Source organism: Pseudoxanthomonas sp. G3 (genome assembly GCF_057654715.1).
Window position 1 is genome coordinate 3,530,886 of record NZ_CM172805.1, and the last position, 26,853, is coordinate 3,557,738.

The following is a 26,853-nucleotide window of genomic DNA, read 5'->3' on the forward strand; positions in this document are numbered from 1 at the left end:
CGGACAGGATCAGCCCTGCTCGCGCGCGAGCAACTGCTCTTTGCGCGGCAGACCCCAGCGGTAGCCGCCGAGCGAACCGTCGCCGCGGATCACCCGATGGCATGGCACCACGACCGCGATTCGGTTGTGTGCGCATGCACTGGCCACCGCACGCGCGGCACGCGGCGCACCCAGCTGGCGCGCAAGGCCGGCATAGCTGACGGTGTCGCCCTCGGGCACCTTCATCAACGCATCCCAGACGCGCTGCTGGAAGCCGGTGCCCAGCAGGTCCACGGGCACCTCCGCTTCACGGCCCGCCAAACGCTCGGCCACCGCTTGCAGGCGCGGCGCGAGGAAATCGTCGCGGCCGGCTTCCACGCGCTCCAGCTGCGCCTGCGGGAATTCTTCGCGCAAACGCTGCTCGAGCGCACCGTCGTCATCGCCCAGTTCGATCGCGCAAATGCCGCGCTCGGTGGCCGCTACCAGCGCGCGGCCCAGCACGGTGTCCACCAGCGTCCAGCGGATTGCCACGCCGCGCCCGCCCGCACGGTAGGTGGCCGGTGTCATGCCCAATCGCGTGGCGCCCGTCTCGTACAGCCGCGACGGCGAACCGTAGCCGGCGTCGTACAGCGCAGTGGTGACGTCGTGCCCTTCGCGCAACGCCGACTTCAGCGTGCCGAGCTTCTTACGGGCGAGGTATTCGGCGGGGCTCAGTCCATAGCGCGCACGGAAGCGCCTTTGCAGGTGCGAGGCGCTGAGGCCGGTGCGTGCGGCCAGCTCCGACAGCGAAGGTTCGCCGTCATCAAGCAGCCGGCGCGCGACGTCGAGCGGATCGGGTGAAGGCGCAGGGGAAGCGGCAGGGCGGCGCGTCATGGTGTCCATGCGCCCAGACTAGGCCGGGCGGTGCGGGCGCGCTATCCGGATCTTGCGCGGGGTGGCGGACACCCCGCGCAGGAAACTCATTCGGCCCAGCGGCCAGGACCCGGCGAATCCGGCAGGACCTGCGCGGACAACTTGCGGTCCTGGCCCAGGATCTCGATCGCATCGCCAAGGATCGCCGCCGATTCGCGCAGCAGCGGATCCGGGCGCTTGTCGGCCAGCTTCTCGCGCTGGGCGTCGCGGACGATGTCGCGCTCGGACGCGCCCAGGCCATCGTCGGCCAGATCGTCGGCCAGCGGGTCCAGGGCCAGACCCAGCGCCTTGCGTTCGGCTTGGCGCTGCTTGCGCTGCGCGTCCTGGCGATCGCGCTCGGCGCGGCGCTCGGTTTCATTGAGCGAGACGTACTTCTTCGCGGCTTCGGCACGGAACTGGGCGACGTCTTCCGACCACCACTGGAATTCCTTGTCCTTGGCCGAACGCGCCGCGTGCAGGGCCTGCAGGCGCGGCAGCAGCGGCGCGAAGTTGCCGTAGGTGGTGTGCGGCAGCGCGGCGATGCGCGTCCACGGCAGTGCGTTGTCGTAGGTGCTCTCGCCGTACTCGCTGGCGTCCACGCTCACCGGGAACGCGATGTCCGGCACCACGCCCTTGTGCTGGGTGCTGCCGCCGGCGACGCGGAAGAACTGCGCGATGGTCAGCTTCACCGAGCCGAAGCGCGGCGCTTCGTTGGCGGGCCAGCGGTCCAGGTCCACCATGTTCTGCACGGTGCCCTTGCCGAAGCTGGTTTCGCCGATCACCAGGCCGCGGCCGTAGTCCTGGATCGCGCCGGCGAAGATCTCCGACGCCGACGCGGACGCACGGTTGATCAGCACCGCCAGCGGCCCGTCCCAGGCCACGCCCGTCTTGCGATCGCTGTTGACGGTCACGCGACCGCCGGACTCGCGCACCTGCACGACCGGGCCCTTGTCGATGAACAGGCCGGTGAGTTCCACCGCCTCGTCCAGCGAACCGCCGCCGTTGTTGCGCAGGTCCATCACCACGCCGTCCACGCCCTGCGCCTTGAACTGCGCGAGCAGTTTGGCGATGTCGCGGGTGGCCGAGTTGAAGTCGTTTGGATTGCGGCGACGGCCTTCGAAGTCCTGGTAGAACGCCGGCAGCTTGATCACGCCAATGCGGCGCGCGGGGCCGCTGGCGTCGGCGGGCAGCGTGATGGTCTCGGCCTTGGCGGCCTGCTCCTCCAGCTTCACCTTCTGCCGGGTGATCGTCACGGTCTGGTGCTTGCCATCGATGCCGGCTTCCACCGGGATGTACTCGATGCGCACCTGGGTGTCCTTCTTGCCGCGGATCTGGGCGACGACGTCGTCGATGCGCCAGCCGATCACGTCGGTCATCGGGCCGGACTTGCCCTGGCCCACGGCGACGATGCGGTCGCCCACGGTCAGCTTGCCGCTCAGGTCGGCCGGGCCGCCGGGCACGATCTCGCGGATCGCGACCAGGTCGTCCTGGCGCTGCAGCACCGCACCGATGCCTTCCAGCGACAGCGACATCGACTGGTTGAAGTTCTCGGCGGTGCGCGGGGTGAAGTAATCGGTATGCGGGTCGATCGCGCTGGTATACGCGTTGAGGAACGTCTGGAAGACGTCCTCGGTCTTGAGTTCGTTGATGCTGCGCTGGAGGTTGGCGTAGCGCTTGTCCAGCGTCTTGCGGATGTCGTCGGGCTTCTTGCCGGCCAGCTTCAGGCGCAGCCAGTCGTTCATCACCGACTTCTTCCAGATCGCATCCAGCTCCTTGCCGTCGGCCGGCCAGGGCGCGTCTTCGCGGTCGTAGTCCCAGCGCTGGTTGCCGGTGAAGTCGAAGTCCTGCTTCAGCAGCGCGCGCGCATACGACACGCGCTGGCCCACGCGCTGCTTGTAGACGGTGAAGATGTCGTACGCGGGCGCGAGGTCGCCGCTGCGGATCGCGTCGTCCATCTTCGTCTTGTACGGGGCGAAGCGCGCCACGTCGGCCGCCGTGAAGAACTGCTTGCCGCCATCCAGCGCTTCCAGATAGCGCTTGAACACGTCCTGCGAAAGCGCATCGTCCAGCGGGCGCGGACGGTAGGCGTAACGGCTGTCGGACAGCAGCCCGTAGACGAGCTTGGACGTATTGGCCTGGTCCGCCGTGGGCGCCACGGCGATCGCGTCGCCGTCGCCGCGCGCGAGCAGCGCCAACGGGGTCGACAGGGCCAGGGCCAGCAACAGCAGGGGGGCTTTCTTCAGTTTCATGGGTACTCGTGGCCCCGGGGGGCCGTCAGGCTGGAACAGGTGGCGGATTCGACACGATGACAGTGCACAAAGTTGCGTGCCTTGTCATCTGCCTTTCGGCAGCCTAAAGGCCCTGGCGTAGGGAAAGGTGAACCGCGCCCGTGCCGCGGCCGGACAGCATGCACGCAAGCGCCGGCCCGCGCGGGCCAGCATCGCGGAAGGAAGCGTCAGACCGCCTGGCGGGCGGCGTGGGCGGCCTGCGCCGCCTGCTGGTCGGCGTGGTAGGACGAACGGACCAGCGGGCCGGAGGCGACGTGGCTGAAGCCCAGCGCCATGCCGTACTCCTCCAGCGCCTTGAACTCTTCGGGCGTCCAGTAGCGCAGCACCGGGTGGTGGTGCGCCGTGGGCTGCAGGTATTGGCCGATGGTGACCATGTCGACGTCGTGCGCGCGCAGGTCGCGCAGCGTGCCCTGCACCTGCTCCATGGTCTCGCCCAGGCCGAGCATGATCCCCGACTTGGTCGGCAGGTGCGGATGCTGCTGCTTGAAGCGCTGCAGCAGGGTGAGCGACCACTGGTAGTCGGCGCCGGGGCGGACGTTCGGGTACAGGTCCGGCACGGTCTCGATGTTGTGGTTGAACACGTCCGGCGGATTGACCGCCAGGATCTCCAGCGCGCGGTCCATGCGGCCCTTGCCGCGGAAGTCCGGGGTGAGGATCTCGATGCGGGTGGCCGGCGAGTGCTCGCGGATGGCCGCGATGCAATCGACGAAATGCTGGGCGCCACCGTCGCGCAGGTCGTCGCGGTCCACGCTGGTCACCACGACGTACTTCAGGCCCATGTCGGCCACGGTGTTCGCCAGGCTCAGCGGCTCGGACGGATCCGGCGGCTTGGGCCGCCCGTGGGCGACGTCGCAGAACGAGCACCGGCGCGTGCACACCTCGCCGAGGATCATGAAGGTCGCCGTGCCGTGGCCGAAGCACTCGTGGATGTTCGGGCAGCTGGCCTCTTCGCACACGGTGACCAGGCGGTTCTCGCGCAACTTGGCCTTGAGCTTGGCCACCGAGCCATCGGACGGGATCCGTACGCGGATCCAGGACGGCTTGCGCAGCACCGGCGCGTCGGCGAACTGGACCGGCGAGCGCGCGATCTTGTCTCCGCCGAGCTGCTTGGCGCCGGCTTCGAGCGGGGCGGGCGAGGCGCTGACGACCTCAAGGGGAATTGCGCGTGCGGGGGTGTCGGCCATGGCCGCAATTCTAACGCTTCGCCGGTCGCCTCTGGCTGGCACCTGCCTTCATGGAAGACGACTGGCGCAGAGCCCCTAAGCCGGGGGGCGCGGTGGAGTTGACGGGTGTGGTGGCGCGGCTCGGGACCCAAGGTTTGCGCAGCAAACGTTGGGTTTTTGTTCGTGCGGAGCAGGCATAAAAAAGCCCGCAAAGGCTAGGCCAGTTGCGGGCTTGCTCCCTCCCCCACGTCGGGATGCGGGGCCATCGTGAAGGGTGCGTTACAGGTCATGCACGCTGCACTGCAAAACAAAACCGGGCAGTTCAGCCGTCGGTGTTGTGATGTCACGAAAATGAATGCGAGCAAAACCCAAGCCAGGAAAGGATGTTACCGATATCAGACCAATTGAAGAGCCGCCTTCGAAAATTCGCATTACGTTCTTCACTGCGTTTACCTGAACAGGCCTTCCCGATCATGGACGCGCGGCAAGCGCTCGCAGCAGCCGGGGACGGGTCGTCCTGCCTCGCGCGATACGCTCAACGCGCGGCGAAGTGCCCATGGAAACCCAGCGGCACCGTGTACGGCAGCCACCCTTGGGCGAGCGGGCCGGCGTCGACGCGGCGCGCATCGAACACGGCGATGCCACTGCGCCCGCGACGACCATCCAGCAGCGTGCCGACCAGCCAGCCGTCGTCCGGCCGCCGGCTGCCCGGGCGTGGCACAAAGAGATGCTCTTCGACGAGCACGTCCGGCCCGAAGTCGTGGATCTGCCGACGCCCGCGGGCGAGGTCGAAAGCGCCTACGCCACTGAAGTAGGGCGCGGTGGATGCGCTGGCGTGCACCGGCGCGTACAGGCGCGCGGGCCCAGCGGACGGCGTGCGTGCGTCGAACACGGGAAACTCGATGCCAGCCACGCCGGTCTCTTCCCAATGCGCGCGACCGGTGCGCAGGTCCAGCATCAGCTCGCGTACCAGGCCTTGGCCGCCATGCGCATCGGCCTGCCCGCTCATCGCCGCCTTCATCGGCGAGCGCGCGTCGTCGACGTCGGGATGGTGGACCGCGCGCACGACGATGCGGCCATCGCGCTCGAACGCGTCGCCGAAATGGTAGATCGCCGCGAAGTCGGCCTCGAACCAGCGCGCCACCGAGGGCGCGGCCTTGTCGACCACCGCGATGCGCAGCGGCTGGTCCTGCTGGAAGCGCAACCGCTCGAAGAACGCGCCAGAGCCCTCGGCGTAGCGGAACGGCATCAGCACGAACACCAGGTGGCGATCGGTCATCGCGAAGCTGTGCAGGTAGCCGGGCACCGGTGTCTCCAGCACGTCGGCGGACGCGAGCCGGCCGTCGCGGCCGATATGCCAGACCATCAGGCCGTTGCCGCCCAGCATCGAGATCGAACCGAAGTTCCACGACGAGCCATCGCGGTCGACCAGCGGATGCGCCGAGAACGGGATCGCCGCCAGGTCCGGGCGCCACGTCACCGGGCCGAGTGTGGTGAGCTGGTCGGGATCGAGTTCGAACGCCGAACCTGCCTCGCACAATGCGAACAGGCGGCCGTCGATCATCGTCACCGAGGTGTTGGCCGTGTTCGCATCGTCGTTGTTGCGGATCGGCTGCATGTCGGGGATCGACGTGCCCGCGACCGGATACTGGAACTTGCCGGCCTTCTGCTCGCGGGTGAACTTCGGCGTGGCCACCATGCGCGCATGATGGGTCAGCGTGCCGTCGCCGTTGAAGCGCCAACCATGGACCATGCCGTCGCCATCGAACCAGTGTTCGTAACGGAAGCCGGCGCGCTCGGTCCACGCCGGGCCGTTGCGGTACAGGGTGCCGGCGAAACCGGCCGGCATGCGGCCTTCCAGCGACACCGTCGCGGGACCGAGCGTTTCGGACTGCACGGACTTCCAGCCGGCCAGCCAGGGGTGTTCGCGCAGGCCCTCGGCGAAGCGCGCGGGATCGCCGGCGAAGGCCTGCTCGCCGCGCAGCAGCGCGGGCGCGATGGCCAGGGCGGTGGCGCCGGACACCAGGTTGCGAAGGAAGCGGCGACGGTCCATGGCAGCGGCCTCAGCGCAGGCTGACGTCGATGCGGTCGGCGGCGCCGGCCAGATCGAAGCGCGCCTCGTCCCACGTCGGTTTGCGCATCACGCGCGGGTTGTTGCTGAAGCCGTAGCCCTCCAGCGGCATGCCCATCGCGTTGGTGTCGAGCTGGCCGTTGCCGTTTTCGTCGTGGGTGATCAACACCGCGTAGGACCCCGGCTTGAGGTCCTTGAACACGAACGTGGCCTGCCCCCCGCTGGGCGGCGCGCCCGTCGCCTGTACCGGCGCGGCCTGGCCGTCCCACGCAGCCTGCGAATCGACCAGCGCGACCTTGATCAGGCCGGTCTGTGCGCGGACATCGCTCAACACCACGGTGAGCTCGGCGGCGTGCGCACCGGCGGTGGCGGCAAACAAGACGGAAAGTACGAGAGCGCGGCGGGCGAAACGGTTCATGGCGGACTCCGGTCGGTGGCGGGAACGTAGGGCCAGTCTCCTTCCCACCCGCGCCTGGGTCAGTTGCCAACCGTCATCGATTCGACCTGCCGGAAGTCACTTCATCGTCGGCAGCCGGTCCGCGGGTGCGGGCCGCCCCAGCAGGAAACCCTGCACCGACGTGCACCCCAGCGCGCTCAGCGTATCCAGTTGCGCCTGCTGCTCCACGCCCTCCGCCGTCACCGGCACCTGCAAGGTGCGGGCGAGCTGGAGGATGGCGGCGATGATCGCCACGGTTGTGTCGCGCGCGTCCTGCAGCAGGCCCGCCGCGAACGACTGGTCGAGCTTGATGTGGTCGAAAGGCAGGTCGCGCAACTGCGCCATCGACGAATAGCCCACGCCGAAATCGTCGATCGCGATGCGGATGCCGCTGCCACGCAATCGCGCCAGCACCGCGCGCGCCGCCGCCGGTTCGCGTGCCAGGGCCGATTCGGTGACTTCGAGCTCGAGGCGCGAAGGCGGCAGGCCGACGCGGTGGAGCAGGTCCAACACCGCATCGACGAACGGCGGCCACGCCAACTGCACCACCGACACATTGACCGCCAGCACGATCGACGAGGGCCACCGCAACGCATCGCGGCAGGCACGCTCCAGCACCCACAGGCCGACGGGCAGGATCAGGCCCGACTCCTCTGCCGCGGGGATGAAGTCGGCCGGACTGATGCGCCCGTGCAGGGGATGCCGCCACCGCAGCAGCGCCTCGTATCCGCGCACTTCCCGCGTATCGGCGGCGTGCAGTGCCATGTAGTCGATCTCCAACTGGTCGCTGTCCACCGCCGCGGCGAGATCGCTGACCAGCGCCAACCGCTCGCGCAGATGGGCACTCATCGCCGGGTCGTAAAGGCGCACGGTGTCGCGACCCTCGCTCTTCGCCGCATACAGCGCGGTATCGGCGCGCCTCAACAGTTCGTCCTGAGTCACGGGCAGGTCCGGAATCAGTGCCACGCCGATGCTGGCCCGCACGTCCACACGGAATCCGTTGACCCACTCGGGCTGGCGTAGCGCCAGCAGCACGTCGTGCAGGCGGTGCCGGATATCCTCTTCCGGGGCATCCGCACGCACATCGCGCAGCAGCACGGCGAACTCGTCGCCACCCAGGCGCGCAAGTACGTCGCCGGCCCGACAGACGTGCTGCAGCCGTCGCGCGACCAGGCGCAGCACGGTGTCGCCGACCGGATGCCCGAGGCTGTCGTTGACGTTCTTGAAGTGATCCAGATCAATCAGCGCCACCGCGCCCCTCGCTCCCGGCACCGTTCCCGCGTGCGGTTGCTGGAGGAAATGGCGCCGGTTCGGCAGTCCGGTCAGCGCGTCGTGGTGGGCAAGATGGTGCAGTTGGCGTTCGCGTTGCAGCGCTTCCGCTTCGCGCAGGCGCGCGTCGGATACATCGCAGCCGACCCCGCGCCAGCCGGTCCACGCGCCCGAAGGCGCATGCAGCGGCCGCGCGCTGATCTTCCAGCTGCAGGTTTCGGCGGTCGCGGCTTCCACCACCACCCCGGCGAACGGCATCGGAGTGCCCAGGCGTCGCCGTAGCGCTTCCGTGCCAACCTCCCGATCGCTGGCCACGACAATCAGCCGCTGCCGCGCGAACAGCGTGTCCAGCCGTTTCCCCAGCAAGGCCGCGTCACCCCGCCCCAGCATCCGCGCCAAGCCCGGCCCGACCCGGCTCAGAACGCCGTCGCGGTCGCTTTCCCACAGCCAGTCATTGGCGTTGCTCTCGAACTCGCGCAGCAGCAGGCCCACGATGTGTTTCTGCCGCGCTGCGGACGTCTCCGCCTCGATCCGCTTCACCAGCATGCGCGAGACGAACAACAAGGCGACGGTCAGCATCGCCGCGTAACAGCACAGCTGCACGACCGTCATGCCCTGCGCGAGGAAGTCCAGTCGCGCCACCATCAGGCACGACGCCACGGTCAGGATGACCAGCCAGAGGAACGACACCAATGGCGCGGTAATGCCCACCAGCACGCCGGTAGCGATCAGCCCCGGCGTATAGGCGGCCAACAGCAGCCGGCTGCCGTCGCTCGCGGCGAGCGGGGCGCCCAGATAGAGGCCGACCCCGCAAGCCAGCGCCGCCAGGCTGCACCACGCGGCGGATACCCACAGGTCCGGCAACTGCAGTCCTTGCGTCCCCGGCCGACGGGCATAGCGCCACCGGCCGACCGCATGCACGGCCCACCCTACGTGGACGACGATGAAGGCGAGCGCCCAGGGCTGCCATCGGCGCCCTTGCAGGAACGGCGCCATGACCTGGAAGACGCCGATGCCGGTGAGCAGGTTGGACGCGACGTACCACGGGATGACCCGGAATAGATTGCGCAGCTGCCGGTCCAGCAATACCGCGCGCGTGGCCGCATCGGCATGCGGCAGGGCCCAGCATTGGCGCAGCTCCTTCCACGGCATCGGCGTCCCCTTGGCCCGCGATCCGCGCCGGTGGACGCCGTTGCACCGGCGTCACCACGGCGCGCGTGATCGACACCCTCCCCTTCGGTGCGCTCGTGCCGGAGCGGACATCGTCGCGAGGCGCTTACGCCGCCTTGGCCAATCGACGGATCCGGACCGCGGCCGCCAATCGCTCGAGGACCTCGACCGAGGCCTCCCAGCCCAGACAGCCGTCGGTGATGCTCTGGCCGTAGCGCAGCGGTTCGCCTTCGACGAGGTCCTGCCGACCACCGACCAGGTGGCTTTCCACCATCACCCCGACGATGCGGCGTTCGCCGCCTTCCAGCTGGCGTGCGATGTCGTCCACCACGGCGGGCTGGTTGTCGGGGTTCTTGCCGCTGTTGGCGTGGCTGGCATCGACCATCAGTCGCGCCGGTAAGCCGGCCTTCGCGAGCACCTGGCTCGCGGCCTCGATGCTCGCGGTGTCGTAGTTGGGCGCCTTGCCGCCGCGCAGGATGACGTGGCAATCCGGATTGCCCGCGGTGGCGGCGATCGCCGAGCGGCCTTCCTTCGTCACGGCCAGGAAATGGTGCGGATGCGAGGCCGCGCCCACCGCGTCCACGGCGATCTTCACGTTGCCGTCGGTGCCGTTCTTGAAGCCCACCGGGCACGACAGCCCGCTAGCCATCTCACGGTGCACCTGGCTTTCGGTGGTGCGCGCGCCAATCGCTCCCCAAGCGACCAGGTCGCTGATGTACTGCGGCGAGATCGTGTCCAGGTATTCGCAGCCGGCGGGCAACCCCAGCGCGTTGATGTCGCGCAGCAGGCCGCGCGCCAGGCGCAGGCCGCGGTTAATGTCGAAGCTGCCGTCCAGCGCGGGATCGTTGATCAGGCCCTTCCAGCCTACCGTCGTGCGCGGCTTCTCGAAATAGACGCGCATGACGATTTCCAGCTCGCCCGCCAACGCCTCGCGCAACGGCTTCAGGCGTGCGGCGTACTCCATCGCGGAAGCCGGGTCGTGGATCGAGCAGGGGCCGATCACCACCACGAGTCGATCATCGTGCCCGTGCAGGATGCCGTGCAGCGCGTCGCGCGCTTCGGACACCGTCTGCGACACCGCGTCGTCGCAGGGCAGTTCGCCGATGATCGCAGCGGGGGTGACCAGCTCATCGAGTTTCCTGATGCGCAGATCGTCGGTGTGGGGGGCCATGGGTGTCTCCGGAGTCAATAAAAAAGCCGCCAGGTTCGCTGGCGGCTTCAAGGGGATTCTTCTGGTGTCTACCTAGAATGAACGCAGCCTCGCCACCGCCGTGGGATCGCGGTAATACCAAAACCAAAAGCGGGCGCGGGTCGGATTCATTGGGGCGTAGTGATAGCACGCCTTTTGCGGGCGCGCGAATGTTTCATCTGCAACGTGGTGCAGCGGTTCACGCGACTTCGAAGAACAGCAGATAGACCAATCGCCCGTCTTCCAGCGTATTGCCGAAGGCTTCCCCGGCCGTATGCCACAGCCATGGGCGCAGCATCAGCAGGCGGTTGAAGCGCATCGGGACGCGCATCGTCATCTCCCACTTGCTGTCGTCCACGGTGTGCTTGCTAACGATCTCCTGGTACATCTGCTCCTGGGACGAGAAACCGGCTGCGGCCAGCTCCTGGTCGGTCATCGGGGCCCGGTCGCTCTGGGTCGGCAGATGGCGAAAGAACTCGGTGCCGCCGCGGCAATCTTCCGGCCGACTGAGATACAGCACGCCGGACCAGTGGGCCTTGTCGATGTGCACCTTCGCGCGGCCAACGTCGCCGGCCAGCGTGATGCGGAACTTCGCATGGGATTGGGGCGGCGGGGCGGCACGCAGTTTCTCCCCCACCAGGCGCGAGACGGCCTCGGTAAGGCCGTCGATCTCGACCCTCTCCACCGAATTGCGGCCCGGAAATGCCCCTTTCTGGTCTGGGGGATAGGTCAGCCTGAGACCGGCCTCACGCAAGGCCAGCGCATCACGGGCTCCCAGGAAATCATCCACGACCAGCAGCGAGGTAGGCATGGGCGTCGAGGCTATCCGGACGCTGGAACGCCGACAAGCTCCCCCGCCCCGGCTCCGCCGCCGAACGGTGACCGCACCGCGCGCGCGCTCGCGTTGGCCCCTCTGTCGCACCCGGCGACGCCACCGGCTCCGATACACCATGGCCCTGTCCCGCCGACACCTGCTCGCGGCCCCTGCCGCGCTCGCCGCCTCCGCACTGCTGCCCGGCCCCGTGCTGGCCGCAGTCGCCGCTCAGACCCCCGCCCTGCCCGACCTCTCCGACTGGGAAACCGTGCGCGCGCAGTTCGCGCTGGACCCGGCCTACCTACATTTCGCCTCGTTCTTCATCGCCAGCCATCCGACGCCGGTACGCGAGGCGCTGGAAGGCTATCGGCGCGCGATGGACGCCAATCCGTTCCTGTTCGTCGAACGCGCGATGTTCGAGGACGATGCGCACAACCTGCCCCTGCAGGTTTGCACCGAGGCCGCCGACTACCTGGGTGGACGCGCCAACGAAGTCTGCCTGACCCGCAGCACCACCGAAGGCCTCGCGCTGGTCTACCACGGGCTGCCACTGAAGGCCGGCGATGAAGTGCTGACCACCGTGCACGACCACTACTCGCACCATGAATCGATCCGGCTGGCCACCGCGCGCGCCGGCGCCTCGATGCGCAAGATCGCGCTGTTCGCCTCGTCCGCGGACGCCAGCGTCGACGAGATCGTCGGCAACCTGAAAGCAGCGGTACGACCGGCCACGCGCGTGGTCGGCATCACCTGGGTGCACTCCAGCACCGGCATCCGCCTGCCGATACGCGAGATCGCCGCGATGCTGCGCGGCCTTCCCGACCCGCCGCTGCTGGTGGTCGATGGGGTGCACGGCCTCGGCGCCGTCGACGACACCGTCGCCACGATGGGCGCGGACTATTTCTGCGCCGGCACGCACAAGTGGATGTTCGCGCCACGCGGCACCGGGTTGGTGTGGGCGAACGCGGCGAACTGGGGCCGCCTGCGGCCGCTGGTGCCCAACTTCACCGAGATCGAGAGCTACAACGCTTGGACCGAAGATCGCCCGCCGGCCGGCCCCGCGAACGCGGCGCGGATGATGCCGGGCGGCTTCCACGCCTTCGAACACCAATGGGCAATGGGAGCCGCCTTCCGCATGCACAAGCAGATGCAGCGCCCGCGCGTCGCCGCCCGCATCACCGCGATGAACGACCAGCTAAAGCAAGGCCTGGCCTCGCTGTCGAAGGTCAAGATGTACACACCCCGCGCGGCGGCCTTGTCGGCGGGACTGGTCGCCTTCGAGATCGAGGGCGTGGGACCCACCGACATCGTGAAACAGCTGCTCGCGCGCCGCATCGTCGCCAGCACCAGTCCGTATGCCGTCAGCTATGCCCGGCTGGCGCCGAGCCTGGTGAACACGCCCGCCGAAGTCGACGAGGCCTTGCGCGCGGTGCGTGCGATTTCGGGTTGACGAAAAAAGGGCCCCGCATCGCTGCGGGGCCCTTCTCGGAACGGTGACGCGGGAAGCGGGACTTAGAAGTCCATGCCGCCCATGCCGCCCATGCCGCCGCCCGGAGCGGCCGGCTCTTCCTTCTTCGGCGCTTCGGCCACCATCGCTTCGGTGGTGATCATCAGGCCGGCGATGGATGCCGCGTTCTGCAGGGCCGAACGGGTGACCTTGGTCGGGTCCAGGATGCCGAACTCGATCATGTCGCCGAACTCGCCGTTGGCGGCGTTGTAGCCGAAGTTGCCCGAACCTTCCTTGACGCGGTTGACGATCACCGACGGCTCTTCGCCGGCGTTGGTGACGATCTCGCGCAGCGGGGCTTCCATCGCGCGCAGGGCGATCTGGATGCCGTGGTTCTGGTCTTCGTTGGCGCCCTTCAGGGTGCCGATGCTCTGCAGCGCGCGGATCAGCGCGACGCCACCGCCCGGGACCACGCCTTCTTCCACCGCCGCACGCGTGGCGTGCAGGGCGTCTTCGACGCGGGCCTTCTTTTCCTTCATTTCGATTTCGGTCGAGGCACCGACCTTGATCACGGCCACACCGCCGGCCAGCTTGGCCACGCGTTCCTGCAGCTTCTCGCGGTCGTAGTCCGAAGAGGTCTCTTCGATCTGCGCCTTGATCTGCTTGATGCGCGACTGGATGCGCTCGGCATCGCCGGCGCCGTCGATGATGGTGGTGTTCTCCTTCGAGACCACGACCTTCTTCGCACGGCCCAGGTCGTTGATGGTGGCCTTCTCCAGTTGCAGGCCGACTTCCTCGGAGATCACCGTGCCGTTGGTCAGCGTGGCGATGTCTTCCAGGATGGCCTTGCGGCGGTCACCGAAGCCCGGCGCCTTGACGGCGGCGACCTTGACGATGCCGCGGATGGTGTTGACCACCAGTGTGGCGAGGGCTTCGCCTTCCACTTCCTCGGCCACGATCAGCAGCGGCTTGCCGGCCTTGGCGACGCCTTCCAGCACCGGCAGCAATTCGCGGACGTTGGAGACCTTCTTGTCGTGGATCAGGATGAAGGGGTCGTCGAATTCGACCTGCTGCGACTGCTGGTTGTTGATGAAGTACGGCGACAGGTAGCCGCGGTCGAACTGCATGCCCTCGACGACGTCGAGTTCGTTCTCCAGGCCCGAGCCTTCTTCAACGGTGATCACGCCTTCCTTGCCGACCTTCTTCATGGCCTCGGCGATGATGTCGCCGATGTTGCTGTCGGAGTTGGCCGAGATCGTGCCGACCTGGGCGATCGCCTTGTCGTCGGCGGTGGGCTTGGACAGCTTCTTCAGCTCTTCGACGGCGGCCTTCACGGCCTGGTCGATGCCGCGCTTGAGGTCCATCGGGTTCATGCCGGCGGCGACGGCCTTGGAGCCTTCGCGGATGAACGCCTGCGCCAGCACGGTGGCGGTGGTGGTGCCGTCACCGGCGTTGTCGGAGGTCTTGGACGCGACTTCCTTGACCATCTGCGCGCCCATGTTCTCGAACTTGTCGGCCAGTTCGATTTCCTTGGCGACGGACACGCCGTCCTTGGTGATGGTCGGGGCGCCGAAGCTCTTCTCGAGCACGACGTTGCGGCCCTTCGGGCCGAGGGTTGCCTTGACGGCATTGGCGAGGATGTTCACGCCGCGCACCATGCGCGTACGGGCGTCTTCACCGAAACGGATATCTTTGGCAGCCATTGTAAAAACTCCGGGATTCGAGATTGGAGATGCGGGATTCGAGGGAAAGCGGGACTTCGGGAGAGATCGGGCGCGTGCAGCGATGTCGCTGTTGCGAATCCCGAATCTCGTATGCCGAATCCCGCCTCGGCGTCAGCCGAGGATCGCGAGAACGTCGTCTTCCTTGATGATCTTGTACTCGACGCCGTCCTGCTTGTAGGCCGAACCCGAGTACTGGCCGTAGATCACCTTGTCGCCGACCTTGACCTTCGGGGCGCGCACGCCACCGGTGGCCTCGACGAACTTGCCTTCGCCGACGGCGATGACTTCACCCTTGGTGGGCTTTTCCTTGGCGGCGTCGGGGATGATGATGCCGCCGAGCGAGGTCTCTTCGGCTTCGATCGGCTTGACCACCACGCGGTCGTACAGCGGCTTGATGTTGCTCATGTCAATCCTCTTAAGTGATTGATTGGACTAGGAAAGGGGCGGCGATGTTAGCAGTCTCCTGCAGAGAGTGCCAACGTCGCGGACGCAAAAACCCGGCAAGGCCGGATGCCGTCCGATGTTGGGTGGGCACCCGCGCCTTTCAAGGGCCGGGGCGAAAAAATTTTCAGCCCGGCCGGAACGGACGGGTCTGCGATAATCGCCCGCCCATGCCTGTCTTCCTGATCCTGTCGACCTGCCCGGACGCCGACACCGCCCAGCGGCTGTCGCGGATCCTGGTGGAGGAACGCCTGGCCGCCTGCGTCAGCCTGTTGCCGGGCGTGACCTCGACCTACCGCTGGCAGGGCCAGGTGGAGCAGGCCACCGAGGTCCAGTTGCTGGCCAAGACCTCCGCCGACCGGCGCGAAGCCCTGATGGCCCGGCTCGCCGAGCTGCATCCGTATGAACTGCCGGAGATCCTGGCGGTCGAAACCGCCGGCCTGCCCGCCTACCTGGACTGGGTCGTCGTGGAAACCCGGGCCGAGGCCCGCCCCGAGTGAGCCGATGATCCCGATCCGTACCCTGTTCGCCCGTCTGCTGCTGCCCCTGGGCGTGCTGGTGGCGCCCGCCGCCTCCGCCGCGATCACCCAGGACGATCTGCTGCCGGTGGACGACGCCTTCGTGCTGACGGCCAGCGCGCCGACGCGCGACCGCATCGAGGTGCGCTGGAAGATCACCGAGGGTTATTACCTGTACCGGCACCGGACCGGCGTGGAGGCCGATCCGGGCTTCGCGGCGCAGCCGCTGCAGCTGCCGAAGGGCAAGGCCTATCGCGACGAGTTCTTCGGTGATGTGGAGACCTATCGCGGCGAACTGGTCGCCACCTTGCCCGGCCGTCCGGCGCCGGGCACCGACAGCGTCAGCCTGAAGATCAAATACCAGGGCTGCGCGGATGCCGGCATCTGCTACCCACCGCAGACGCGCACGCTGAAAGTTTCGCTGCCTCCCGCCGCGGACGAAGCCTTCGTCCCGCTGGGCGCGGGGGCGACCCGGGGCGGCCTGCTGGGGCAGAAGGCGCAGCCCGGCGTCGACGCGTTGCCGCTGCCGGAAGAACAGGCGTTCGCGTTCGAGGCAATCGCGTTCAACGGCAACGAACTGCTGCTGCGCTTCACCCCGGCGCGCGGCTACTACGTCTACCGCGACCGCACCTCGATGGCATTGGAAGGCGCGCAGGGCGTATCGCTGCAGGCGCCGCGCTGGCCGAAAGGCAAGGCGCACCGCGACGAGCATTTCGGCGACGTCACCGTCTACTTCGATCAGGCCGAAGTGCCGGTGCCGCTGAAACGCGACACCGCCCAGGCCGTGACGGCGACGTTGCGGGTGACCTTCCAGGGCTGCCAGACCGACGGCATCTGCTACCCGCCGATGACGCGCCGGGTGAAGCTCGCGATCCCCGCCGGTACGGTGACGCCGACGGATGCGCCGGTGACGGAAGCGCCCGCCACGGTGGCGCCGGTGGCCACGCCGGCCGAGGTTCCAACGACGGCGCCCACGTCGCCCGTGCGCGGCGACGGTGCGACCACCGACATCGCGCGCACGCAGCCGCCGAAGAACGTACTTGCACGCAGCAGTGCGTACGGCTACGGCTCCATGTCGCTGCTGACGGCGTTCGCCTTCGCGCTGCTGGGTGGCCTGGTGCTCAACCTGATGCCGTGCGTGTTGCCGATCCTGTCGCTGAAAGCGCTGTCGCTGGCCGAGAGCGGCCGCGGTGGCAACGATGCTCGCCGGCGCGCACTCTGGTACACGGCTGGCGTGCTGGTCAGCTTCATCACGGTGGGCGCGATCGCGATCGCGCTGCGCTATGCGGGCCAGGCGCTGGGCTGGGGCTTCCAACTGCAGCAGCCGTGGGTGGTGGGCGTGCTCGCCTACGTCATGTTCGCCGTGGGCCTGAGCCTGTCGGGCGTGTTCAGCGTCGGCCATCGCCTTGCAGGTGCCGGCCACGGCCTTGCAACGCGCAGCGGCCCGGCCGGCGACTTCTTTACCGGCGTCCTCGCCGTCGTCGTCGCCAGTCCGTGCACCGCGCCGTTCATGGGCGTCGCGCTGGCCTACGCCTTCACCGCGCCGGGCGTGCAGGGCCTGCTGGTCTTCGCGATGCTCGGCCTGGGCCTGGCGCTGCCGTTCCTGCTGATCGGCTTCGTGCCGGCGCTGGCCAATCGCTTGCCACGCCCGGGCGCGTGGATGGACACGCTCAAACAGGTGCTCGCGTTCCCCATGTACCTCACCGCGGCGTGGCTGCTGTGGGTGTTGGGCAACCAGCGCGGCGTCGACGCGATCGGCCTCGCGCTCGCCGGCCTGGTTGTGTTGACGCTGGGCCTGTGGTGGTGGCAGCGCCTGCGCTTGCGCACGGCCCCGCTGCAGCGCGTGCTGGCCGTGCTGCTGGTGGCGGCGTCGGTGGTGCCGTTGGTGGTCGCGCATCGCCTGCCGAAGCAGTCCGCGATCACGACGCGGGGCGCGGACCACGTCGCCTACTCCGCCGAAGCGCTGGGCACGCTGCGTGCCGAGGGGCGCATCGTCTTCGTCGACATGACGGCGGACTGGTGCGTGACCTGCAAGGCGAACGAGAAGGCGGTGCTCAACACGCCCGCGTTCCGCGAACTGCTCGCCCGCCACGACGCCGTGATGATGACGGGCGACTGGACGAACGTGGACCCGGCCATCACCGCCTTCCTCGAAGAACATGGTGCCGTCGGCGTGCCGTTGTACGTGATGTATCCGCGCGGTGGCGGCGCCGGCGAAGTGCTGCCGACCGTGCTCACGCAGGACGGCATGCGCCAGGCCTTCGAGCGCGCCGCCCGATGAAGGCGAACACCGCACGCGTGCTGCTCGTGGCGGTGGCCGCGGGCGGCCTGGGCCTGCTGGCCAGCCTGTGGTTCAACGGCAATCCGTTCTGGCGCACGCAGGTGGGTGAGCGCGCCCTGCACGCGGCGACGAAAGCCACCGCGCCCGCGCCCGCGACCGGCGTCACGCCCGCGGGCATCGGCGACCCCATGCCCGCCATCGCGTTGCCCGGACTGGACGGCGCCGTCGTCGACCTGCGCGCGCGCTACGCTGGCAAACGGCTGCTGATCAACGTGTGGGCGAGCTGGTGCGGGCCGTGCATCGAAGAGATGCCGGAGCTCGATCGCTTCGCCGCCACGCAGGGCGCAGAGGGCGTGCAGGTGATCGGCCTCGCCCTCGATACGCCGGAAGGCGTGCGCGACTTCACCGCGCGCGTGCCGGTGCGCTATCCGATCGTGCTGGACACACCAGGCCCCGCCGATGCCAGCGTGTGGCTGGGCAATGCGAAAGGCGTGCTGCCATATACCGTGCTGGTGGACGCCGACGGTCGCATCGCACGACAGAAGATCGGCCCCTTCGCGCATGGCGAGATCAGCGGCTGGGTCGACTGATCCAGCCGGCGCACGACGCGCCGCTCATTCCGCTTCTTCGTCGCGTGGCGCCTGCCGGTCGCCCGGGCGCACGCGTCCACCCTTGGCACCGATGCGCGCCATGTGCGCGCGATCCTGGCTGACTTTCGCGCCGCCCTTCTTGCCGGCCTCGCGTGCATCCTCGCTGTCGAACTGATGCGCGCGCCCACGCTTCTGTGCCGCGCGACCGCCCTTGCTCGCGATCTCCTTGCGCTGCTCCGGCGTCAGCAGCGCGAAGCCCCACTTGCGCTTCTTCTCAGTCATCGCGCTCATCCACACAAGCGGACGCAACCGTTGGAAACGCGCGATGCGATGCGATGAGCGCGTGAATGTCGTTCATCCACATGACTCGGTGTGACGCAGTGCACGCATGCCCACATCACTGGCTTGTTGCTGAAGCGGGCTCAACAGAAATCGTCGTGACGCTTTCGCAGTCCTTATGATCGGGGCACTCGAACAAGAACATTCGCATTTCTCCGCGAAGATCCACGTTGTGTCCGTCGATGACGGACCCGATCGCGCCCTGCGATCACTTCCTCCCCCGTGCAAGCGAGAAGGTTCTCCCCATGACCAAGGCTGTCCCGATGAAACTCCCCGACGATTTCCAGTGGATCGAAGCCACGCCCGACGACGACTGGAGTGGCGCTCGGCTCGACCTGGATGGCCATCCCGTATTGGAAGTGAGTGCATGCCGCGGCGGCTGGCTCGTGGTGGTGTTGCTGGACGATCCCCGACAACCGCAGCCCAATGTCGCCGTGCGTTCCGTTCCCGCCGGCATGCGCTGGTCCGCGCGATGGGCGCTGTCGCGCACCGACCGCCTGCGCGTGTTGGCCGCGCGCATGAAGGCGTCGCACGCCTCGGCTGCGACGCGTCCGTCACCTGCGCTGTCGCTGACCGCGCGGCCGTTGCCCTATGCGCGCGAGGAAGAAACACTGGACGCCTGACGCGCATCGCGCCACGGTCAGTTGCCGCGGTCGAAGTTGTACTGCGCCGCGGCCGCATTGCTGATGATGCCGGACAACGGCAGCAACTGGGTCAGGAAGCGATTCCAGCGCGTCACGCCCGCCGGACCGACCCAGACCACGTCGCCGGGCCGCAGCGAGAAGCGGTCCGCCAGCGTGAACGCCACCGGCGAGGTCGCATCGAGGTGGTACACCGTCGCCTGCTCGTGCGAGGTGTCCTCCATGCCGCGGATCACGTAGACCGCGCCGCCTTTCGCCGTGACGGGATTGAGCCCGCCGGTCCGGCCCAGCGCCTGGGTCAGGCTCATGTCCGTGGTCTTGAAGGTCAGCGCCTGCGGGCGCAGCACTTCGCCGATCACGTAGACCTGCTTGCGGTCGTTGAACGGCATGTGCAGGCGATCGCCCGGCTTGAGGTAAACGTCGGCGGCGACGGTGCCGCCGCGGTTCAAGGCATCCAGGTCGAGGGGATAGTCGGTCCCGTCGCGCGTCAGCACGAAGCCCGACAGGTCGGCTTCCTCCACGTTGATCCGCGCGCGGCCCACCGCCTGCGCCAGCGTGAGCGGCACGGTGGTGAATTCCTGCGGCGTGGTGTCTTCGAATGCACCCTGCAGGGTGACCTTCGCGCCATGGCCGACGACATTGACGTCGACCTGCGGCGACTTCAGGTACTGGCTCAAACGACTCGCCAGCGTGCTGCGCACCTGCTCGATCGTCATGTCGGTGACGTTGAGCTTGCCTGTGTACGGGAAGAAGAAACTGCCATCCGGCTGCACCAGACGGCCATTGGTGGCCGCCTGCTGCTGGTTGCCCGCCGGCGTGGTGAGTTCGGGGTGGTCCCACACCGTGACGATCAGGGTATCGCCCGGCTGGATGCGGTAGGCCTCGGGCTGGTACTGCGCCAGCGCTGGCGGCAGCGCGACGGCGGTGCGTGGCGCTGCCACCAGTGACTGCGTGATCGGGACCATGCGCACGTCGCTCTGCGCTTCGCCATCACCGCTGGGCACGCTGGCGTTGCGCATCATGCGTTGGCCGGGACCCAGTGAACACGCCGACAACGACGCGATGATCGCCGTGGCGAGCAGGACTTGGACAGGACGTTGGATATTCACCAGCGGGCACCTCGTGAAGTCTGGATTGCGCCGGCGCATGCCGTCGCGGTCGTGCTCCGGATCGTGGCAACGGCGGCGTGAAGAGAACGACGGAAGCAGCCCAACCGTGGATTAATGCGTCTGCGCGCCGATCCAGGCCGCAGTCAACGCCGCGAATTCCTTGAAGGCGCGGCCACTGCGCCACAGCGCGCGCCGCGAGGGCAACCAGCGTCCACGCAGGCCTTCCGCGGGTCGTCCCTCAGGCACCGGCACAGGCGTCACCTCGGCGCCGGCCTGGGTGAAGAGCAGCGTGGCGCGCGGCATGTGCAGCGCGGAGGTCACCAGCAGCACGTGGCGACCGCCTTGGTCGGCCTCGAGCAGGGCCGTGCTGAAGCGTGCGTTGTCGCGCGTGTCGTGGCTGCGCTCCTCGAGCAACAGCGCGTCATGCGGCACACCCAGGCGCTGGATCGCATCGGCCATGCGGCGCGCTTCGGTGGTGTTGCCGACGCCCCCGCCGCTGAGGATGACCTTCGACGCCTTGCCGGCGTGCCACGCGCGCGCCCCGGCGGCGAGCCGGCTGCTGCGCAGCTTCGCCGGGTCCACGTCGGTCCGGTCGAGCCAGGCGTAGTTGCCGCCGCCACCCAGCACGACGATCGCATCCGCGCGTGGCAACGCCGACGCATCGCGGATCGCATAGCGATGTTCCAGCACCCCGCGCAGCGTCTCCGAGGCGAACGGGATCGACCACAACAGCGACCACGCCAGCGCCAGGCCGGCCACGCCCCCGGCGATCCACCTGCGCCGCAGCACCCATGCCACCAGCGCGATGCCCAACAGGCACAGCGAAAGCGCTGGCGGATAGCTGAGCGATACCACGAGTTCGGCCAGCGTCTTCATCGGCCGGCCTCAGATGACGATGCCGCGACTGACATAGAAGAACAGCACCCCGCAGGCGGCCGCCAGGCCTGCCCCCAGCAGCAACGGTTGGCGCAGCGGCGCGATGCGGCTGTAGCAGCAGGCCGCGGCCAGGATCAGCGACACCGCCAGCCACCCGGGCAGCAGATAGCGATTGGAGAAGTAGCCCCATCCGATCACGAAGAACGGCAGCAGCATCACCAGATAGGCCGATGCCGCATCCTGTAGGGGTTTGCGTGCCGCCGGCTGTACCCAGGGCGAAACAGCCAGCACCAGCACGTACCAGAAGACCGAGAACACCGCGAAATCGATGCGCACACCCGCACGATAGTTGTCGTTCGCGGTGTACTCCATCACGGTGGTGTAGAGCGCCGGCGACACCACGCCGACGACCTTCATGGAGACGCCGCTGATGTAGGCCACGAAGGCCAGTGCCACCACGGCACGCAGCGCAGTGGTTTTCAACAGCAGCGCGGGCGCACAGGCCAGGTACAGCAGCGAGGAGACGTGCAGACTGGCAGCGACCGCCCCCAGCACCGCGAAGCCCCACCAGCGACGCTGTTGAAAGCACAGCAATGCCGCGAACACGAGCGGCGCCGCCAGCCCCTGGCGGATGGCGTTGATCGAGGCATTGACGAACATCGGCGAGACGAACAGCCACAGCAATGAGGCGCACAACAACGTCGCGTACGCCTGCGTCGGCGGGAACGCGCGATGGTTGATCCGCACGGCGATGGCCACGCCCAGCAGCAGCAATGCGAACAGCACGGCCTGGTAGCCGGGCACGCCGAGGCCGAGCAGGCGAAGACCGTAGCTCAGGTAGGCGAAGCCGGGTTCCAGGCGCGTATCTGGCACGCCTTGGTCCAGGCTCTCGAAGAAGCCGGCGTACGTCTCCGTGTCGGACCCGATCTCCAGCGACCGGCTGCCGACCAGCCAGCAGCCGAACAACGCCACGAGCAGCAACCACACCACGCCCAACCCGCGCGCGGCGCTCGCCTGCGGCGTCGCGACGGGAGGCAGGTACGCTAACGGAGTGCCCGTCCCTTTCATGCGGTCACCGCGCCGTCGCCGTCCGCATCAGCAACAGCATGCGCCGGCGCCCGCGCCGCACCAGGCCAACGCCGCGGGCGAACCAGTGCTCACTCCGCGTGACCAGCCCGGCGGCGAGCAACTCGCGCCGCACGTCCTTGCCTGCACGATGCATGGCGTCGAGATCGCCGCTGAGACCGGCGGCACCGAAGGTCGGCTTATGCCAATGCGCCAGCACCTGGTTGAGCTTGACGCAGCGGTAGCCGGAGAAGCCGATCTGCGCCCACAGCAGGAAGTCCTCCACCCGCCGGAAGCGCTCGTTGAAGCGGAACGGCAGGTCGCGCCGCAGGATCACCGACGCGGTGGGAAACGGATTGTTGAGCAACAGGCGGCGGCGCCCGATCACCCGCGCCCGCACGTGACCACGGGGCGGTGCTGGCGTGGCGCCACGGGGCGCGACCTTCATCGCATGCGCGATCAGCGCGATGTCCGGGTCACGTTCGAGTTCCGCCATCTGCAGGGCGAGCTTGTCCGGCAACCAGGTATCGTCGGCGTCGAGGAAGGCGATGTAGGGCTGGGTCGCCTGTTGCCAGCCCAGGTTGCGTGCGCGCGACGGCCCCGCGTTCGGTGTCGAGGCGATTACCTGCACCCAGCCTGCCGGGTACTCCGCCGCGACGCGATGCAGCGCCTCCAGCGTGTCGTCGCCGCTGGCGTCGTCGACCAGCAGCACTTCGGCGGGCTGCCGGCGCTGTGCCGCGATCGAGGCCACGGCGTCGCCGATGGTGTCGCTGCAGCGATAACACGGCACGACGACGCTGACCGGCGCCGGCGCATCGCCGCCGCGCGGCGTGGACGGTGAATGGTGAGGATTCATGCGCGTGCCCATGGTGCGTATTGGAAGATGTCCGGCGCCCGAGCGGCGTAGGCGTCGCGTGAAACGCGTGGCCGCCGTTCGCCCGACAGCAAGGCAGGCAACGCCTCGCTGAACGGATTGCCGGTACCCGCCGCCGTTACCCGCAACGTGTCGTCCAGGCCGATGTCATCGGCGAAGTCGCGGCACTTGGGGTGGTAGTCGATGATCATGAAGGGCACGTCCTGCAGGTAAGCGACGATCGCGCCATGCAGGCGTGCACTCACCACCACGTCGCAGGCCGCGAGCGCATCCACGGTGCGCAGGGGATCCTGGCTGGCGTACCCCCGCCATTCCGCGGCCACGCCCTCGGTGCGCAGCCGGTCCACCAGTGCCTGCGCCAATGCGCGATCGCCGTGCTGCGGGTGTTCGTTGAGGCTGAACACGTCGACCGACACCTCGCGTGTACGTCTCAACGCCGCGAGCGTCGTGATCAGATGTTCCTCCCAGCGTTGCCGCGACGGTGCGGGATAGTCGCCGTCCTCGCGGTAGCGGCATGGCGCCACGCCGATGCGCAACGGCGCGTTCGGCATCTTCACCGGGCCGGCGACTACCGGCCCCAGCGCGGGCAGCAGGGCGGCCAGGTCGCAACCGTCATGGGTGATCGCCTCCAGTCCCATCGCTTGGGCCAGCTGGTGCGAGCGCGCGTCGCGCACGGACAGGTAGCGGAACCGCTGCAGGAATGCGGCGACCGCATCCTCGTCGCGCGTGGTGTCGAAAGGGCCGATCGACACGCCGACTGCGGCCAGCTGTACGCCACGCTCGACGGCGGCCAACATCATCGGCTTGCGGAACGATTCGCGCGCCGTGATCACCGAGCCACCGCCCATCACCAGCACGTCGCAATCGCGTACGCCGCGCGCGAAGCTCAACCAGCGGCTGGCCTTGCCCACCACCCCGGTGCCGCCATACCAGCGGGCCGGGTAGCGGCGCGGCATCGTGCTGCGGGCGGGCGCCGAGGCCAGCGGCGGGCCCACCACACAGGGTGCGGCACGCCAGTAGGTCTGCGCCGCGCGTGCGCAGAGTACGCCGAACAGATCGTCGCCGAAGTTGCGCATCCCGTAGTACCCGGTGAACGCCGTGCGCAGGGCCGTCATGGCGCACCCCGCAGCGCGGCGGCACGCCGTGCGCCCAGGTACATCGCCAGCAACAGCAGGCCTTCCGCCGCCAGCGTGGCGACGGCGGCGCCCATCGCGCCGTGTGCGGGAATCAGCAGCAGGTTGAGCGCCGTGGCGGCCACGGCAGCGGCCAGCATCGCGCCCACGCGGAACCGCATCTGGCCTTCCGTCAGCAGCACGGCGCCGACGGCGGTCGACAGGAAGCGGACCGGCACGCAGACCGCCAGCACCATCAGCAGCGGCGCCAAGCCTGCATAGCGTTCACCGAACAGCCGCACCGCGTAACCGGACGCCGCCGCCAACGCCACACCGACCACCACGCCGCTGGCCAGCATCCCGATGCAGCCCAGGCGGTACACCTGGCGGAAGCGCGCGCGATCGTGCACGGCCCAGCGATGCAGGCGGGCGAGCAAGAACTTCTGGTACACGGTGGTCGGGAACAGGTAGATCGCGGTCATCACCGCAAGCGCGATGCCGAAGACGCCGGCCTCGGCGTCGCCACGCAGGTACTTCAGCAACACCGTCCCAATCTGGAAGAACACCGGATACAGGACCGCCGCCACGCCGTACGGCCAGGCATGCCGGAACAGCATGCGGGTATCCGGCGCTGCGATATCACGCGCGAGCATCGGATCGCGTGCACCATGGCCCTTCAATGTCCACGCACCGCGCCGCATCGCTTGCCACTGCGGCCAGGCAAGCGTGAGTGCGACCACCGCCAGCAGCGCGTGACCCCAGGCGACGACGTAGATCGAGAGCGACAGGCCGGCCACCGCCAGCAGCGCGATCGCCAACCGGCCCGCGGGCATCAGCAGTTGCCACCCCGCGAGCGCGGCGTGCCGCTCCTCCAGCCGCAGCTTGCTGCCGATCTGCTCGACGGCGAGAAGACCGAGGATGAAGGGCGCCAGCACCAACAACATATGACGCGTGGACGCATCCACCGGCGGACCCGCGAGCGCCCACGCCACCACGCCACCCACGGCCACCGCACTGGTCAAGACGATGAAGCGCGCTGACGCCGGCTGCCACCGCTCGGCCGCCCAGCCTTCCGCGCCGTGCGCCTTCAGACGGAACTGGGACAAGCCGAACCCCGCCAACGGCGCCACCAGGCTGACCGTGGCCAGCGAGGACGCGAACAGGCCGTACTGCGCGGGGCCGAAGTGGCGCGCCAGCAACACCTGGGTCACGAACACCATCGCCGCGCCCGCCGCTGTCGCCAACGAAAGCACGGAAAGCGCGGCCAGCGCCGGACGCCACGGCATGGGCAGCGCATGGCTCATGCGGCCGCCGCAAGCGGCTGCGGCAGCAGCTCGTCGTAGACCTCGCAGGTGCGCCTGATCACGACGCGCTCGTCGAAGTCCGCCAGCGCCTTCTCCCGTGCGCGTGCGCCGAGCCGCCGCAGCAGTGCGCGGTCGTCGTCGAGCCGCGCCAGCACCTGTGCCAGGGATTCGGCGCTGCGCGGCACCACGTGCAGGCCATCGTGGCCATCGCGCGTCACCACTTCGCGGCAGCCCGGCAGGTCGGTGGTCACCAGCGCGATACCGCAGGCGCCGGCCTCGATCAGGCTCTTGGGCACACCTTCGCGGTAATAGCTGGGCAGCGCCATCACGTCGACCTCGCGCAGCAGCGCCGGCATGTCGTCCACGTGCCCCAGCCAGTGGACAAGGCCCTGCGCCTGCCAGCCTTCGACCTCCTCCCGCGTCACCGAACTCGGATTGCCTTCATCCGGCATGCCGGCCAGCAGGAAACGCACATCGCGACCGTCCGCGCGAAGCCGCGCCGAGGCTTCGGCGAATTCGCGCACGCCTTTCTCCTGCAGCAGGCGTGCGGCCAGCAGGACGCGCAGCGCGCCTTCGCGATGCTCGGTGCGACCGTCCGCATTGAAGCGCGCGATATCCACACCGGAACTGCGGATCAGGCGGATGTGGTGCGCGGGCGCCAGGCGCAAGGCATGGAAGGCTTCGGCATCGTCCGGGTTCTGCAGGATCACCCGCGAGCGCGCACTGCCGAGCGCGACGCGCATCAGCGCCGAGACCAGCGGTCGCAGCACGCGCGCTTTCATCCGGTCGCTGGCGAACACGTAACCCAGCCCGGTCACCGCGTTCACGTAGGCGGGCACCTGGGCCGCGCGCGCCGCGAGTGCACCGTACACCGCGCACTTGAGGGTGAAACTGTGCAGTAGGTCAGGCCGCTCTTCGCGTAGCAGCGCCACCAGGCTCGCCAGCGTGCCGGCTTCACGCAGCGGATTCAGGCTCGCCCGCTGCATGCGCAGCGGCACCCACCGTACGCCATGCGCGGCGAAGCGCGGACCGAACTCGCCGGGAGGCGACACCATCACCACATCCACGCCGCGCGCCTGCAGGGCGCGCGCGGTGGAAAGACGGAAGTTGTAGAGATACCAGTCGGTGTTGGCGAACAGGATGAACTTCAAGGCCGGCTCCGTGCGGGGCAACGTCCGGATTCTAGGAAACGACCTCCGCGAATCCATTGACGCACTCACCACAAGGCGCAGGCCTGCGTGAACGCCCGAAACGGAAGAGGC

At 68.5% G+C, this 26,853-nt stretch carries 23 protein-coding genes; 5 read left to right on the forward strand and 18 right to left on the reverse strand.

Features of this window, described 5'->3' with window-relative positions; all coding sequences use genetic code 11:
* Window positions 1-9 precede the first annotated feature (9 nt).
* The 8 genes from AC23D6_RS17030 to AC23D6_RS17065 all read right to left on the reverse strand — a co-directional run bounded on the left by AC23D6_RS17030 (window position 10) and on the right by AC23D6_RS17065 (window position 11,267).
* Window positions 10-852, reverse strand: a complete 843-nt coding sequence (locus AC23D6_RS17030) for a bifunctional transcriptional activator/DNA repair enzyme AdaA (RefSeq protein ID WP_487750391.1) — start codon at window positions 850-852, stop codon at window positions 10-12.
* An 86-nt stretch (window positions 853-938) separates the two neighbouring features.
* Window positions 939-3,119, reverse strand: coding sequence for a carboxy terminal-processing peptidase (locus AC23D6_RS17035; protein ID WP_487750392.1), 2,181 nt, complete (start codon window positions 3,117-3,119; stop codon window positions 939-941).
* A gap of 206 nt (window positions 3,120-3,325) precedes the next feature.
* Entirely contained in the window at window positions 3,326-4,342 is a 1,017-nt protein-coding gene (gene lipA / locus AC23D6_RS17040) for a lipoyl synthase (RefSeq protein ID WP_487750393.1), read from the reverse strand.
* Window positions 4,343-4,856: 514 nt separating this feature from the next.
* Window positions 4,857-6,374 (reverse strand): carotenoid oxygenase family protein, encoded by a 1,518-nt coding sequence (locus tag AC23D6_RS17045; protein WP_487750394.1) that lies wholly within the window; start codon window positions 6,372-6,374, stop codon window positions 4,857-4,859.
* Between the two features lie 10 nt (window positions 6,375-6,384).
* On the reverse strand, window positions 6,385-6,810 hold the full coding sequence (locus AC23D6_RS17050; protein WP_487750395.1) for a DUF2141 domain-containing protein: 426 nt from the start codon (window positions 6,808-6,810) through the stop codon (window positions 6,385-6,387).
* A gap of 96 nt (window positions 6,811-6,906) precedes the next feature.
* Window positions 6,907-9,249 (reverse strand): putative bifunctional diguanylate cyclase/phosphodiesterase, encoded by a 2,343-nt coding sequence (locus AC23D6_RS17055; RefSeq protein WP_487750396.1) that lies wholly within the window; start codon window positions 9,247-9,249, stop codon window positions 6,907-6,909.
* A gap of 124 nt (window positions 9,250-9,373) precedes the next feature.
* Window positions 9,374-10,438, reverse strand: a complete 1,065-nt coding sequence (locus AC23D6_RS17060; RefSeq protein WP_487750397.1) for a 3-deoxy-7-phosphoheptulonate synthase — start codon at window positions 10,436-10,438, stop codon at window positions 9,374-9,376.
* Window positions 10,439-10,655: 217 nt separating this feature from the next.
* On the reverse strand, window positions 10,656-11,267 hold the full coding sequence (locus AC23D6_RS17065; protein ID WP_487750398.1) for a DUF6445 family protein: 612 nt from the start codon (window positions 11,265-11,267) through the stop codon (window positions 10,656-10,658).
* A 139-nt stretch (window positions 11,268-11,406) separates the two neighbouring features.
* On the opposite strand from AC23D6_RS17065, the gene AC23D6_RS17070 reads away from it, so the two are divergent.
* A complete protein-coding gene (locus AC23D6_RS17070) occupies window positions 11,407-12,720 on the forward strand; it encodes an aminotransferase class V-fold PLP-dependent enzyme (protein ID WP_487750399.1) in 1,314 nt (437 codons plus the stop codon).
* A 62-nt stretch (window positions 12,721-12,782) separates the two neighbouring features.
* Here AC23D6_RS17070 and groL read toward each other — a convergent pair whose 3' ends face one another.
* Window positions 12,783-14,420 (reverse strand): chaperonin GroEL, encoded by a 1,638-nt coding sequence (groL, locus tag AC23D6_RS17075; RefSeq protein ID WP_094868221.1) that lies wholly within the window; start codon window positions 14,418-14,420, stop codon window positions 12,783-12,785.
* Between the two features lie 132 nt (window positions 14,421-14,552).
* On the reverse strand, window positions 14,553-14,846 hold the full coding sequence (locus AC23D6_RS17080) for a co-chaperone GroES (RefSeq protein ID WP_487750400.1): 294 nt from the start codon (window positions 14,844-14,846) through the stop codon (window positions 14,553-14,555).
* A gap of 206 nt (window positions 14,847-15,052) precedes the next feature.
* On the opposite strand from AC23D6_RS17080, the gene cutA reads away from it, so the two are divergent.
* From cutA to AC23D6_RS17095, 3 genes are read left to right on the forward strand one after another with little or no spacing between them, the layout of a single operon-like run.
* Entirely contained in the window at window positions 15,053-15,382 is a 330-nt protein-coding gene (gene cutA / locus AC23D6_RS17085) for a divalent-cation tolerance protein CutA (protein WP_487750401.1), read from the forward strand.
* Window positions 15,383-15,386: 4 nt separating this feature from the next.
* A complete protein-coding gene (locus tag AC23D6_RS17090; RefSeq protein WP_487750402.1) occupies window positions 15,387-17,681 on the forward strand; it encodes a protein-disulfide reductase DsbD family protein in 2,295 nt (764 codons plus the stop codon).
* Window positions 17,678-18,271, forward strand: a complete 594-nt coding sequence (locus AC23D6_RS17095) for a TlpA family protein disulfide reductase (RefSeq protein WP_487750403.1) — start codon at window positions 17,678-17,680, stop codon at window positions 18,269-18,271. The genes AC23D6_RS17090 and AC23D6_RS17095 overlap by 4 nt, the downstream gene beginning before the upstream one ends.
* A 24-nt stretch (window positions 18,272-18,295) precedes the next feature.
* Here the strand turns inward: AC23D6_RS17095 and AC23D6_RS17100 are convergent, their stop codons facing one another.
* A complete protein-coding gene (locus tag AC23D6_RS17100) occupies window positions 18,296-18,553 on the reverse strand; it encodes a KGG domain-containing protein (RefSeq protein WP_487750404.1) in 258 nt (85 codons plus the stop codon).
* A gap of 302 nt (window positions 18,554-18,855) precedes the next feature.
* Between AC23D6_RS17100 and AC23D6_RS17105 the strand changes: the two genes are divergently transcribed.
* Entirely contained in the window at window positions 18,856-19,233 is a 378-nt protein-coding gene (locus AC23D6_RS17105; protein WP_487750405.1) for a hypothetical protein, read from the forward strand.
* 17 nt (window positions 19,234-19,250) lie between these two features.
* Here the strand turns inward: AC23D6_RS17105 and AC23D6_RS17110 are convergent, their stop codons facing one another.
* From AC23D6_RS17110 to AC23D6_RS17140, 7 genes are all read right to left on the reverse strand, one after another.
* Window positions 19,251-20,360, reverse strand: a complete 1,110-nt coding sequence (locus tag AC23D6_RS17110; RefSeq protein WP_487750406.1) for a polysaccharide biosynthesis/export family protein — start codon at window positions 20,358-20,360, stop codon at window positions 19,251-19,253.
* A gap of 111 nt (window positions 20,361-20,471) precedes the next feature.
* Window positions 20,472-21,236, reverse strand: coding sequence for a YdcF family protein (locus AC23D6_RS17115; protein WP_487750407.1), 765 nt, complete (start codon window positions 21,234-21,236; stop codon window positions 20,472-20,474).
* 9 nt (window positions 21,237-21,245) lie between these two features.
* Window positions 21,246-22,304 carry an EpsG family protein gene (locus tag AC23D6_RS17120; protein WP_487750408.1) on the reverse strand — a complete coding sequence of 353 codons (1,059 nt, stop codon included), beginning with the start codon at window positions 22,302-22,304 and terminating at the stop codon, window positions 21,246-21,248.
* Between the two features lie 4 nt (window positions 22,305-22,308).
* A complete protein-coding gene (locus tag AC23D6_RS17125) occupies window positions 22,309-23,157 on the reverse strand; it encodes a glycosyltransferase family 2 protein (RefSeq protein ID WP_487750409.1) in 849 nt (282 codons plus the stop codon).
* Window positions 23,154-24,290 (reverse strand): polysaccharide pyruvyl transferase family protein, encoded by a 1,137-nt coding sequence (locus AC23D6_RS17130; RefSeq protein WP_487750410.1) that lies wholly within the window; start codon window positions 24,288-24,290, stop codon window positions 23,154-23,156. The genes AC23D6_RS17125 and AC23D6_RS17130 overlap by 4 nt, the downstream gene beginning before the upstream one ends.
* A complete protein-coding gene (locus AC23D6_RS17135; protein ID WP_487750411.1) occupies window positions 24,287-25,591 on the reverse strand; it encodes an oligosaccharide flippase family protein in 1,305 nt (434 codons plus the stop codon). Before AC23D6_RS17135 ends, AC23D6_RS17130 begins: the two co-directional genes overlap by 4 nt.
* Entirely contained in the window at window positions 25,588-26,742 is a 1,155-nt protein-coding gene (locus AC23D6_RS17140; RefSeq protein WP_487750412.1) for a glycosyltransferase family 4 protein, read from the reverse strand. Before AC23D6_RS17140 ends, AC23D6_RS17135 begins: the two co-directional genes overlap by 4 nt.
* Window positions 26,743-26,853: the final 111 nt, after the last annotated feature.

Coding starts and splice junctions, on each gene's coding strand:
- AC23D6_RS17030 (WP_487750391.1), bottom strand. CDS start 852: ATGACGCGCCGCCCTGCCGCTTCCCCTGCGCCTTCACCCGATCCGCTC.
- AC23D6_RS17035 (WP_487750392.1), bottom strand. CDS start 3,119: ATGAAACTGAAGAAAGCCCCCCTGCTGTTGCTGGCCCTGGCCCTGTCG.
- lipA (WP_487750393.1), bottom strand. CDS start 4,342: ATGGCCGACACCCCCGCACGCGCAATTCCCCTTGAGGTCGTCAGCGCC.
- AC23D6_RS17045 (WP_487750394.1), bottom strand. CDS start 6,374: ATGGACCGTCGCCGCTTCCTTCGCAACCTGGTGTCCGGCGCCACCGCC.
- AC23D6_RS17050 (WP_487750395.1), bottom strand. CDS start 6,810: ATGAACCGTTTCGCCCGCCGCGCTCTCGTACTTTCCGTCTTGTTTGCC.
- AC23D6_RS17055 (WP_487750396.1), bottom strand. CDS start 9,249: ATGCCGTGGAAGGAGCTGCGCCAATGCTGGGCCCTGCCGCATGCCGAT.
- AC23D6_RS17060 (WP_487750397.1), bottom strand. CDS start 10,438: ATGGCCCCCCACACCGACGATCTGCGCATCAGGAAACTCGATGAGCTG.
- AC23D6_RS17065 (WP_487750398.1), bottom strand. CDS start 11,267: ATGCCTACCTCGCTGCTGGTCGTGGATGATTTCCTGGGAGCCCGTGAT.
- AC23D6_RS17070 (WP_487750399.1), top strand. CDS start 11,407: ATGGCCCTGTCCCGCCGACACCTGCTCGCGGCCCCTGCCGCGCTCGCC.
- groL (WP_094868221.1), bottom strand. CDS start 14,420: ATGGCTGCCAAAGATATCCGTTTCGGTGAAGACGCCCGTACGCGCATG.
- AC23D6_RS17080 (WP_487750400.1), bottom strand. CDS start 14,846: ATGAGCAACATCAAGCCGCTGTACGACCGCGTGGTGGTCAAGCCGATC.
- cutA (WP_487750401.1), top strand. CDS start 15,053: ATGCCTGTCTTCCTGATCCTGTCGACCTGCCCGGACGCCGACACCGCC.
- AC23D6_RS17090 (WP_487750402.1), top strand. CDS start 15,387: ATGATCCCGATCCGTACCCTGTTCGCCCGTCTGCTGCTGCCCCTGGGC.
- AC23D6_RS17095 (WP_487750403.1), top strand. CDS start 17,678: ATGAAGGCGAACACCGCACGCGTGCTGCTCGTGGCGGTGGCCGCGGGC.
- AC23D6_RS17100 (WP_487750404.1), bottom strand. CDS start 18,553: ATGACTGAGAAGAAGCGCAAGTGGGGCTTCGCGCTGCTGACGCCGGAG.
- AC23D6_RS17105 (WP_487750405.1), top strand. CDS start 18,856: ATGACCAAGGCTGTCCCGATGAAACTCCCCGACGATTTCCAGTGGATC.
- AC23D6_RS17115 (WP_487750407.1), bottom strand. CDS start 21,236: ATGAAGACGCTGGCCGAACTCGTGGTATCGCTCAGCTATCCGCCAGCG.
- AC23D6_RS17120 (WP_487750408.1), bottom strand. CDS start 22,304: ATGAAAGGGACGGGCACTCCGTTAGCGTACCTGCCTCCCGTCGCGACG.
- AC23D6_RS17125 (WP_487750409.1), bottom strand. CDS start 23,157: ATGAATCCTCACCATTCACCGTCCACGCCGCGCGGCGGCGATGCGCCG.
- AC23D6_RS17130 (WP_487750410.1), bottom strand. CDS start 24,290: ATGACGGCCCTGCGCACGGCGTTCACCGGGTACTACGGGATGCGCAAC.
- AC23D6_RS17135 (WP_487750411.1), bottom strand. CDS start 25,591: ATGAGCCATGCGCTGCCCATGCCGTGGCGTCCGGCGCTGGCCGCGCTT.